This is a genomic window from Shigella sp. SIG6 (assembly GCF_053555815.1).
This window is the reverse complement of record NZ_JBQZXC010000128.1, coordinates 1-9,727: the sequence shown is the minus strand read 5'-3', so window position 1 is coordinate 9,727 and position 9,727 is coordinate 1. Positions and strand designations below refer to the sequence as shown.

Below are 9,727 nucleotides of genomic sequence, written 5' to 3'. Positions count from 1 at the left end.
TCAACGTGATAAGTAAATTCTCATAAAGGATAGCATGTTCGCTAACAGCGGCGGCAAATAAAGGTACCCTGGGAATGCTATTTTATCGTTTTCCGCAATTCTCATGGCTGATTCATCTGTACAACCAGCCAGTGATAGATTACCGCCACGATATAACGTTGTTGTTCTTCGCTTAACGAAACACCCTGCGGAATGTTATGCCACTTAGCCAGACAACCGCGACAGCAGGTCGCGGTGGCGTGCTGAGCGATAAACACCGGATGCCCGCGCATGGGGGTTTGCTTACCGTCATTAGCCGGTAATGCCGGAGCAAGACGTTTAGCGACAAAATCCGCCGCATGTTGTTCGATGACTGGCGCGCCTTTCTCCAGGCAATACTGACGCTCTTTCATGCCCAGACGAAAGCGAGAGCGAAATTTTGAACGGGATAAACGCGCGAAGAGTGGATCGAGAGACTGCATTAATAAACCGAACGCCCTAACTGTTTCGTCAATTGTTCAAGGACGGCGATACCCGCAAGCGAGTTACCTGCATCATCCAGTTCCGGACTCCAGACTGCGATGGCCATTTCATGCGGAACAATCGCCACAATACCGCCACCAACGCCAGATTTCGCCGGTAGTCCCACCCGCCAGGCAAACTCCCCCGCGTTCTGGTACATACCACTGGTCGCCATCAGCGCGTTAATTTGCCGCGCCTGCATTGGCGTCACCACAGGTTCATCAATATGAATAGCTTTCCCCTGATTAGCCAGAAAGACAAACGTCCGGGCCAGCTCTACACAGCTCATTTTCAGAGCGCAGTAATGAAAGTAGTTTTGCAGAACGGTTGTCACGTCATGATGGAAATTGCCAAACGACTTCATCAGCCAGGCGATAGCCGCATTTCGCGCGGAATGTTCAAATTCGGAACGCGCTACCACCGTATCGTATGAAATATCAGACACACCGCTTAAGCCGCGCACGACTTCCAGCATACGTTGCCGTGGTGCGCTTAGTCGCCCTTGCAACATATCGCAGACCACCAGCGCACCGGCATTAATGAACGGATTACGCGGAATACCCTGTTCCATTTCCAGTTGCACTAAAGAATTGAACGGTGATCCAGACGGATCTTTGCCGACGCGTTGCCAGATTTCCTCTTCGGAGTAATGACGCATGGCGACAACGAGACTCAGCACTTTGGAAATAGACTGAATGGAAAAACGTTCTTGCGCGTCTCCGGCCTGAAAAAGCTGTCCGTCAACGGTACAGATAGCAATCCCCAATCGGGAACCGTCTACTGTAGCCAGCGCCGGAATATAATCCGCGACTTTACCCTGACCAATGAGCGGCCGCACTTGCCGCAAGATGTTTTCTAAAATTGCATTATCCATGGCGACTGCCACTTTCTACTCCTGGACCGCAGGTCTGAAAAGACCTGCGAGTATATCAGAGCTGAATATGTCGCGTCAGATCCGGTCTTTCCACACTGTCTGGATATTACAGAATTCGTGTAAGCCGAAATGGGAAAGCTCACGACCAAAGCCACTCTTTTTCACGCCACCAAAGGCCACTCGCGCGTCGCTGGCACAATAACCATTGATAAACACCCCACCGCATTCCAGACGTGCCGCCATCTGTCTGGCCTGTGTTTCGTCGGTGGTAAAAATGGTCGCTGAAAGGCCGAACTCACTATCATTAGCCAGTTCCAGCGCATGTTCTGCATCTTTCGCAATGGTGATTGCAGCAACGGGGCCAAACATTTCTTCCCGAAACGAGGTCATTTCTGGGGTAACATTCGCCAGAACCGTTGGCGGATAGTAGTTACCTGCCCCAGCCATCTTTTCCCCGCCCAGTAACAAACGCGCACCCTGCGCCAGGGTTTTCTCCACCTGATGATGCAGCTCATCACGTAAATCAAAACGAGCCATTGGTCCGAGAGCGTTCTCTTCATCACGGGGATCGCCCATTTTCAATGGCTGCCGCAGCTGACACAAAACGTTCGGTAAATGCCGAAGCAATTCCCTCTTCGATAATAAAGCGTTTTGCCGCTGCACAAACCTGTCCGGTATTCTGATAACGTCCGGCTACCGCCGCTTTAACCGCCAGTTCCAGATCGGCATCGTTAAGCACAATAAATGGATCCGAACCGCCCAGTTCCAGTACGCATTTTTTCAGTGCCGCTCCAGCCTGTGCGCCAATAGCCGCTCCAGCACGAACACTTCCGCTCACCGTGACAGCAGCAATGCGCGAGTCTTTAATCATCTGACTGACACCGTCGTTGTCGGCATTCAGCCAGCCATATACGCCTTGCGGGATTCCCGCATCTTTAAACACTTGGGCAATGAGCTGAGCACAGCCCATCACATTCGGCGCATGTTTAAGTAAGTAGCCGTTACCTGCAAGAATGATGGGAACAGCGCCACGCATCACCTGCCTTTGATAGTTCTTGCAGCTCAAATGCCCTATATAGTGATGTTCCGATGACTTATGACTATATGGGGCAAATATGGTTACGCCAGTAAGCATCAGCAATTACATATCTCTTCCTGATGATTTTCCCGCTCGTAATATTGCACCTCAAGTAAAAGAAGTTTTAAAGGATTTTATTGATGTACTCAGTACCATAATATGTGATGAAGAGTGGCGCACGTCTTTAAACACCAACTCAGCCACAAAAAAGATATTTAACAACCTTGATAACTTATTATATATTCAGAGGACTTCTTTTCGGGGTAACGACACACTATACAATGAAAAGGTTCAGTTTAAACTCACTTATCCCGTCAAGAATGGAAGACACAAAGAAAATATTGAATTTCAGGTAGTAATAAATTTAAGTCCTATTTATTTAGATAATTTTCGCCATGATGGAGAAATTAATATTTTTTGTGCTCCCAACCCAAAGCCTGTCACTATGGGGCGCGTATTTCAGACCGGCGTCGAGCGTGTGCTCTTTCTGTTTATGAATGATTTTATTGAACAATTCCCAATGATCAACCTTGGCGCCCCCATCAAAAGAGCGCATACACCACATATTGAACCCCTGCCTCCGGATCACCATACCGCTGCAGATTACTTACGCCAGTTTGATTTGCTTGTCCTGAATTTTATCTCTCGCGGTAATTTTGTCATACTCCCCCGATTATGGAATAACTCTGAGGTTCACAGATGGTTCGTCAATAAAGATCCTAACTTGATCACCGCCATTCTCGACATAACGGACAGCGAATTAAAAGAGGATTTATTGCAAAGCCTGATGGATTCATTAGGTTCTAACAAACATGTACAACCCGAAGTCTGCATCTGCTTCTTATCCCTTTTAGCAGAACAAGAATCTCCTCATTTTCAGTACTTGTTTTTATTTTTCGCCAATATGTTATTGCACTATCACCAATTTATGAATCCCAATGAAAGTGATCTGAATGACGTGTTGATGCCAGCATCATTAAGTGATGATAAAATTATCAAACATATGGCGCGCAGGACCCTCAAACTGTTTGTAAAAAATGAAACGCCGCCAAAAGTTACTCACGAAGACCTGGTGAAAAACAGGCCTCGCTCCCCTGTCAGACCACCTATACCCGCAACCGCCAAAACGCCAGACCTCCCTGAACGTCATTAAACCGTGATGTTACCGACTCTCTGACGCGGAACAGAATCAGCGTCAGAGAAACGGAAAACGCGATCCAGATCACAAATGCATTGTATTCACATCATTAACCGTTTTAAGATCATTTCATCACTTTTTCGCAACTCACCCGATAATCTGTTATGACAACAAACACTGTTTCCCGCAAAGTGGCGTGGCTACGGGTCGTTACGCTGGCAGTCGCCGCCTTCATCTTCAACACCACCGAATTTGTCCCTGTTGGCCTGCTCTCTGACATTGCGCAAAGTTTTCACATGCAAACCGCTCAGGTCGGCATCATGTTGACCATTTACGCATGGGTAGTAGCGCTAATGTCATTGCCTTTTATGTTAATGACCAGTCAGGTTGAACGGCGCAAATTACTGATCTGCCTGTTTGTGGTGTTTATTGCCAGCCACGTACTGTCGTTTTTATCGTGGAGCTTTACCGTTCTGGTGATCAGTCGCATTGGTGTGGCTTTTGCACATGCGATTTTCTGGTCGATTACGGCGTCTCTGGCGATCCGTATGGCTCCGGCCGGGAAGCGGGCACAGGCCTTGAGTTTAATTGCCACCGGTACAGCACTGGCGATGGTCTTAGGTTTACCGCTCGGGCGCATTGTGGGGCAGTATTTCGGCTGGCGAATGACCTTCTTCGCGATTGGTATTGGGGCGCTTGTTACCCTTTTGTGCCTGATTAAGTTACTTCCCTTACTGCCTAGTGAGCATTCCGGTTCATTGAAAAGCCTCCCGCTATTGTTCCGCCGCCCGGCATTGATGAGCATTTATTTGTTAACTGTGGTGGTTGTCACCGCCCATTACACGGCATACAGCTATATCGAGCCTTTTGTGCAAAACATTGCGGGATTCAGCGCCAACTTTGCCACGGCATTACTGTTATTACTCGGTGGTGCGGGCATTATTGGCAGCGTGATTTTCGGTAAACTGGGTAATCAATATGCGTCTGCGTTGGTAAGTACGGCGATTGCGCTGTTGCTGGTGTGTCTGGCACTGCTGCTACCTGCGGCGAACAGTGAAATACACCTCGGGGTGCTGAGTATTTTCTGGGGGATCGCGATGATGATCATCGGGCTTGGTATGCAGGTTAAAGTGCTGGCGCTGGCACCAGATGCTACCGACGTCGCGATGGCGCTATTCTCCGGCATATTTAATATTGGAATCGGGGCGGGTGCGTTGGTAGGTAATCAGGTGAGTTTGCACTGGTCAATGTCGATGATTGGTTATGTGGGCGCGGTGCCTGCTTTTGCCGCGTTAATATGGTCAATCATTATATTTCGCCGTTGGCCAGTGACACTCGAAGAACAGACGCAATAGTTGAAAGGCCCATTCGGGCCTTTTTTAATGGTACGTTTTAATGATTTCCAGGATGCCGTTAATAATAAACTGCACACCCATACATACCAGCAGGAACCCCATCAGGCGGGAGATCGCTTCAATGCCACCCTTGCCCACCAGCCGCATAATTGCGCCGGAGCTGCGTAGGCTTCCCCACAAAATAACCGCCACCAGGAAAAAGATCAGCGGCGGCGCAACCATCAGTACCCAATCAGCGAAGGTTGAACTCTGACGCACTGTGGACGCCGAGCTAATAATCATCGCTATGGTTCCCGGACCGGCGGTACTTGGCATTGCCAGTGGTACAAAGGCAATATTGGCACTGGGTTCATCTTCCAGCTCTTCCGACTTGCTTTTCGCCTCCGGTGAATCAATCGCTTTCTGTTGCGGAAAAAGCATCCGAAAACCGATAAACGCGACGATTAAGCCGCCTGCAATTCGCAGACCGGGAATCGAAATGCCAAATGTATCCATCACCAGTTGCCCAGCGTAATACGCCACCATCATGATGGCAAATACGTACACCGAGGCCATCAACGACTGACGATTACGTTCGGCACTGTTCATGTTGCCTGCCAGGCCAAGAAATAGCGCGACAGTTGTTAATGGGTTAGCTAACGGCAGCAACACCACCAGCCCCAGGCCAATTGCTTTAAACAAATCTAACATTGGTAGTTGTTATCCTGTGTATCTGGGTTATCAGCGAAAAGTATAAGGGGTAAACAAGGATAAAGTGTCACTCTTTAGCTAACCTTGCATCGCATTGACCAAAACTTGAACCGATTTAGCAAAACGTGGCATCGGTCAATTCATTCATTTGACTTATACTTGCCTGGGCAATATTATCCCCTGCAACTAATTACTTGCCAGGGCAACTAATGTGAAAAGTACCAGCGATCTGTTCAATGAAATTATTCCATTGGGTCGCTTAATCCATATGGTTAATCAGAAGAAAGATCGTCTGCTTAACGAGTATCTGTCTCCGCTGGATATTACCGCGGCACAGTTTAAGGTGCTCTGCTCTATCCGCTGCGCGGCGTGTATTACTCCGGTTGAACTGAAAAAAGTGTTGTCGGTCGACCTGGGAGCACTGACCCGTATGCTGGATCGCCTGGTCTGTAAAGGCTGGGTTGAAAGGTTGCCGAACCCGAATGATAAGCGCGGCGTACTGGTAAAACTTACCACCAGCGGCGCGGCAATATGCGAACAATGCCATCAATTAGTTGGCCAGGACCTGCATCAAGAATTAACAAAAAACCTGACGGCGGACGAAGTTGCAACACTTGAGCATTTGCTTAAGAAAGTCCTGCCGTAAACAAAAAAGAGGTATGACGATGTCCAGACGCAATACTGACGCTATTACCATTCATAGCATTTTGGACTGGATCGAGGACAACCTGGAATCGCCACTGTCACTGGAGAAAGTGTCAGAGCGTTCGGGTTACTCCAAATGGCACCTGCAACGGATGTTTAAAAAAGAAACCGGTCATTCATTAGGCCAATACATCCGCAGCCGTAAGATGACGGAAATCGCGCAAAAGCTGAAGGAAAGTAACGAGCCGATACTCTATCTGGCAGAACGATATGGCTTCGAGTCGCAACAAACTCTGACCCGAACCTTCAAAAATTACTTTGATGTTCCGCCGCATAAATACCGGATGACCAATATGCAGGGCGAATCGCGCTTTTTACATCCATTAAATCATTACAACAGCTAGTTGATAACGTGACAACGTCACTGAGGCAATCATGAAACCACTTTCATCCGCAATAGCAGCTGCGCTTATTCTCTTTTCCGCGCAGGGCGTTGCGGAACAAACCACGCAGCCAGTTGTTACTTCTTGTGCCAATGTCGTGGTTGTTCCCCTATCGCAGGAACAACCACCGTTTGATTTAAATCACATGGGTACTGGCAGTGATAAGTCGGATGCGCTCGGCGTGCCCTATTATAATCAACACGCTATGTAGTTTGTTCTGGCCCCGACATCTCGGGGCTTATTAACTTCCCACCTTTACCGCTTTACGCCACCGCAAGCCAAATACATTGATATACAGCCCGGTCATAATGAGCACCGCACCTAAAAATTGCAGACCCGTTAAGCGTTCATCCAACAATAGTGCCGCACTTGCCAGTCCGACTACGGGCACCAGTAACGATAACGGTGCAACCCGCCAGGTTTCATAGCGTCCCAGTAACGTCCCCCAGATCCCATAACCAACAATTGTCGCCACAAACGCCAGATACATCAGCGACAAGATGGTGGTCATATCAATAGTAACCAGACTGTGAATCATGGATGCGGAACCATCGAGAATCAGCGAGGCAACAAAGAAGGGAATGATTGGGATTAAAGCGCTCCAGATTACCAGCGACATCACCGCCGGACGCGTTGAGTGCGACATGATCTTTTTATTGAAGATGTTGCCACACGCCCAACTAAATGCTGCAGCCAGGGTCAACATAAAGCCGAGCATCGCCACATGCTGACCGTTCAGACTATCTTCGATTAACAACAGTACGCCAAAAATCGCTAAGGCGATCCCCGCCAATTGTTTGCCATGCAGTCGCTCCCCGAAAGTAAACGCGCCAAGCACGATAGTAAAAAACGCCTGCGCCTGTAACACCAGCGAAGCCAGTCCAGCAGGCATACCAAAGTTAATGGCGCAGAACAGAAAGGCAAACTGCGCAAAACTGATGGTTAATCCATACCCCAAGAGCAAATTCAGTGGTACTTTCGGTCGTGCAACAAAAAAGATGGCCGGAAAAGCGACCAGCATAAAGCGCAAACCGGCCAGCATCAGCGGTGGCATGTTATGAAGCCCCACTTTGATGACCACAAAATTTAGCCCCCATACGACCACTACCAGTAGCGCCAACACCCCATCTTTTCGCGACATTCTACCGCCTCTGAATTTCATCTTTTGTAAGCAATCAACTTAGCTGAATTTACTTTTCTTTAACAGTTGATTCGTTAGTCGCCGGTTACGACGGCATTAATGCGCAAATAAGTCGCTATACTTCGGATTTTTGCCATGCGTCCGATGGTTAATAACAACGACGAGGCAAGAAGGGCGCTGGTAGAGCGTCGTAGGGATAAGTTCATTTGTCTGTCCGGCAGTGCGTTTCGTTATGTTTTATTTTAGAGATGTAAAGAAATAGCATGGCTACGCTGCCATTTATGACCATTTACTTGAGTCGCCAGTACAGCCTGAGTGTCGATCTAATCGGTTATGCGATGACAATTGCGCTCACTATTGGCGTCGTTTTTAGCCTCGGTTTTGGTATCCTGGCGGATAAGTTCGACAAGAAACGCTATATGTTACTGGCAATTACCGCCTTCGCCAGCGGTTTTATTGCCATTCCTTTAGTGAATAACGTGACGCTGGTTGTGCTCTTTTTTGCCCTCATTAACTGCGCCTATTCTGTTTTTGCTACCGTGCTGAAAGCCTGGTTTGCCGACAATCTTTCGTCCACCAGCAAAACGAAAATCTTCTCAATCAACTACACCATGCTAAACATTGGCTGGACCATCGGTCCGCCGCTCGGCACGCTGTTGGTGATGCAGAGCATCAATCTGCCCTTTTGGCTGGCAGCTATCTGTTCCGCGTTTCCCATGCTTTTCATTCAAATATGGGTAAAGCGCAGCGAGAAAATCATCGCCACGGAAACAGGCAGTGTCTGGTCGCCGAAAGTTTTATTACAAGATAAAGCACTGTTGTGGTTTACCTGCTCTGGTTTTCTGGCTTCTTTTGTAAGCGGCGCATTTGCTTCATGCATTTCACAATATGTGATGGTGATTGCTGATGGGGATTTTGCCGAAAAGGTGGTCGCGGTTGTTCTTCCGGTGAATGCTGCCATGGTGGTTACGTTGCAATATTCCGTGGGCCGCCGACTTAACCCAGCTAACATCCGCGCGCTGATGACAGCAGGCACCCTCTGTTTCGTCATCGGACTGGTCGGTTTTATTTTTTCCGGCAACAACCTGCTATTGTGGGGTATGTCAGCTGCGGTATTTACTGTCGGTGAAATCATTTATGCGCCGGGCGAGTATATGTTGATTGACCATATTGCGCCGCCAGGAATGAAAGCCAGCTATTTTTCCGCCCAGTCTTTAGGCTGGCTTGGTGCCGCGATTAACCCATTAGTGAGTGGCGTAGTGCTAACCAGCCTGCCGCCTTCCTCGCTGTTTGTCATCTTAGCGTTGGTGATCATTGCTGCGTGGGTGCTGATGTTAAAAGGGATTCGTGCAAGACCGTGGGGGCAGCCCGCGCTTTGTTGATTTAAGTCGAACACAATAAAAATTTAATTCAGCCTTCGTTTAGGTTATCTCTGCTAATATCTTTCTCATTGAGATGAAAATTAAGGTAAGCGAGGAAACACACCACACCATAAACGGAGGCAAATAATGCTGGGTAATATGAATGTTTTTATGGCCGTACTGGGAATAATTTTATTTTCTGGTTTTCTGGCCGCGTATTTCAGCCACAAATGGGATGACTAATGAACGGAGATAATCCCTCACCTAACCGGCCCCTTGTTACAGTTGTGTACAAGGGGCCTGATTTTTATGACGGCGAAAAAAAACCGCCAGTAAACCGGCGGTGAATGCTTGCATGGATAGATTTGTGTTTTGCTTTTACGCTAACAGGCATTTTCCTGCACTGATAACGGATCGTTGACACAGTAGCATCAGTTTTCTCAATGAATGAGGTGTACTGGCTTTTCCCTGAAGGCTGCCGGGGAGATATTCCCCAGACGA

At 48.2% G+C, this 9,727-nt stretch carries 11 protein-coding genes and 4 pseudogenes; 8 read left to right on the top strand and 7 right to left on the bottom strand.

Annotated elements, in window-relative coordinates; all coding sequences use genetic code 11:
- Positions 1–101: 101 nt before the first annotated feature.
- From ACUU1M_RS16610 to ACUU1M_RS16600, 3 genes and pseudogenes are all read right to left on the bottom strand, one after another.
- A complete protein-coding gene (locus tag ACUU1M_RS16610) occupies positions 102–461 on the bottom strand; it encodes a DUF4186 domain-containing protein (protein WP_001191027.1) in 360 nt (119 codons plus the stop codon).
- Positions 461–1,387, bottom strand: coding sequence for a glutaminase B (glsB, locus tag ACUU1M_RS16605; RefSeq protein ID WP_000257409.1), 927 nt, complete (start codon positions 1,385–1,387; stop codon positions 461–463). Before glsB ends, ACUU1M_RS16610 begins: the two co-directional genes overlap by 1 nt.
- A 63-nt stretch (positions 1,388–1,450) precedes the next feature.
- A pseudogene (locus tag ACUU1M_RS16600) lies at positions 1,451–2,417 on the bottom strand (aldehyde dehydrogenase family protein); the annotation flags it as partial.
- 73 nt (positions 2,418–2,490) lie between these two features.
- On the opposite strand from ACUU1M_RS16600, the gene yneK reads away from it, so the two are divergent.
- On the top strand, positions 2,491–3,606 hold the full coding sequence (gene yneK, locus ACUU1M_RS16595) for a putative protein YneK (protein WP_000258561.1): 1,116 nt from the start codon (positions 2,491–2,493) through the stop codon (positions 3,604–3,606).
- Positions 3,607–3,755: 149 nt separating this feature from the next.
- Positions 3,756–4,946 (top strand): L-arabinose MFS transporter, encoded by a 1,191-nt coding sequence (gene ydeA, locus ACUU1M_RS16590; protein WP_000210809.1) that lies wholly within the window; start codon positions 3,756–3,758, stop codon positions 4,944–4,946.
- A gap of 24 nt (positions 4,947–4,970) precedes the next feature.
- Here ydeA and marC read toward each other — a convergent pair whose 3' ends face one another.
- Positions 4,971–5,636, bottom strand: coding sequence for an NAAT family transporter MarC (gene marC / locus ACUU1M_RS16585; RefSeq protein ID WP_000885033.1), 666 nt, complete (start codon positions 5,634–5,636; stop codon positions 4,971–4,973).
- 211 nt (positions 5,637–5,847) lie between these two features.
- On the opposite strand from marC, the gene marR reads away from it, so the two are divergent.
- From marR to marB, 3 genes are read left to right on the top strand one after another with little or no spacing between them, the layout of a single operon-like run.
- Positions 5,848–6,282 carry a multiple antibiotic resistance transcriptional regulator MarR gene (marR, locus tag ACUU1M_RS16580; RefSeq protein ID WP_000843419.1) on the top strand — a complete coding sequence of 145 codons (435 nt, stop codon included), beginning with the start codon at positions 5,848–5,850 and terminating at the stop codon, positions 6,280–6,282.
- Between the two features lie 19 nt (positions 6,283–6,301).
- Positions 6,302–6,685 (top strand): MDR efflux pump AcrAB transcriptional activator MarA, encoded by a 384-nt coding sequence (gene marA, locus ACUU1M_RS16575; protein ID WP_000091199.1) that lies wholly within the window; start codon positions 6,302–6,304, stop codon positions 6,683–6,685.
- A 31-nt stretch (positions 6,686–6,716) separates the two neighbouring features.
- Positions 6,717–6,935 carry a multiple antibiotic resistance protein MarB gene (marB, locus tag ACUU1M_RS16570; RefSeq protein ID WP_000803656.1) on the top strand — a complete coding sequence of 73 codons (219 nt, stop codon included), beginning with the start codon at positions 6,717–6,719 and terminating at the stop codon, positions 6,933–6,935.
- Between the two features lie 30 nt (positions 6,936–6,965).
- Here the strand turns inward: marB and eamA are convergent, their stop codons facing one another.
- Complete coding sequence (eamA, locus tag ACUU1M_RS16565) at positions 6,966–7,865, bottom strand: O-acetylserine/cysteine exporter (protein WP_000087191.1); 900 nt, start codon at positions 7,863–7,865, stop codon at positions 6,966–6,968.
- A 104-nt stretch (positions 7,866–7,969) separates the two neighbouring features.
- Positions 7,970–8,071 (bottom strand): annotated as a pseudogene (locus tag ACUU1M_RS16560) (hypothetical protein); the annotation flags it as partial.
- A 60-nt stretch (positions 8,072–8,131) separates the two neighbouring features.
- Between ACUU1M_RS16560 and ydeE the strand changes: the two are divergent.
- From ydeE to mgtT, 3 genes and pseudogenes are all read left to right on the top strand, one after another.
- A pseudogene (gene ydeE, locus ACUU1M_RS16555) lies at positions 8,132–9,247 on the top strand (efflux MFS transporter YdeE); the annotation flags it as partial.
- 126 nt (positions 9,248–9,373) lie between these two features.
- Complete coding sequence (gene mgtS / locus ACUU1M_RS16550; RefSeq protein WP_000901367.1) at positions 9,374–9,469, top strand: protein MgtS; 96 nt, start codon at positions 9,374–9,376, stop codon at positions 9,467–9,469.
- Positions 9,469–9,573 (top strand): protein MgtT, encoded by a 105-nt coding sequence (mgtT, locus tag ACUU1M_RS16545; RefSeq protein WP_211180496.1) that lies wholly within the window; start codon positions 9,469–9,471, stop codon positions 9,571–9,573. The genes mgtS and mgtT overlap by 1 nt, the downstream gene beginning before the upstream one ends.
- On the opposite strand, the pseudogene ACUU1M_RS16540 reads toward mgtT, so the two are convergent.
- Positions 9,534–9,727, bottom strand: a pseudogene (locus tag ACUU1M_RS16540) (hypothetical protein); the annotation flags it as partial. The gene mgtT and the pseudogene ACUU1M_RS16540 sit on opposite strands and share 40 nt — an antisense overlap.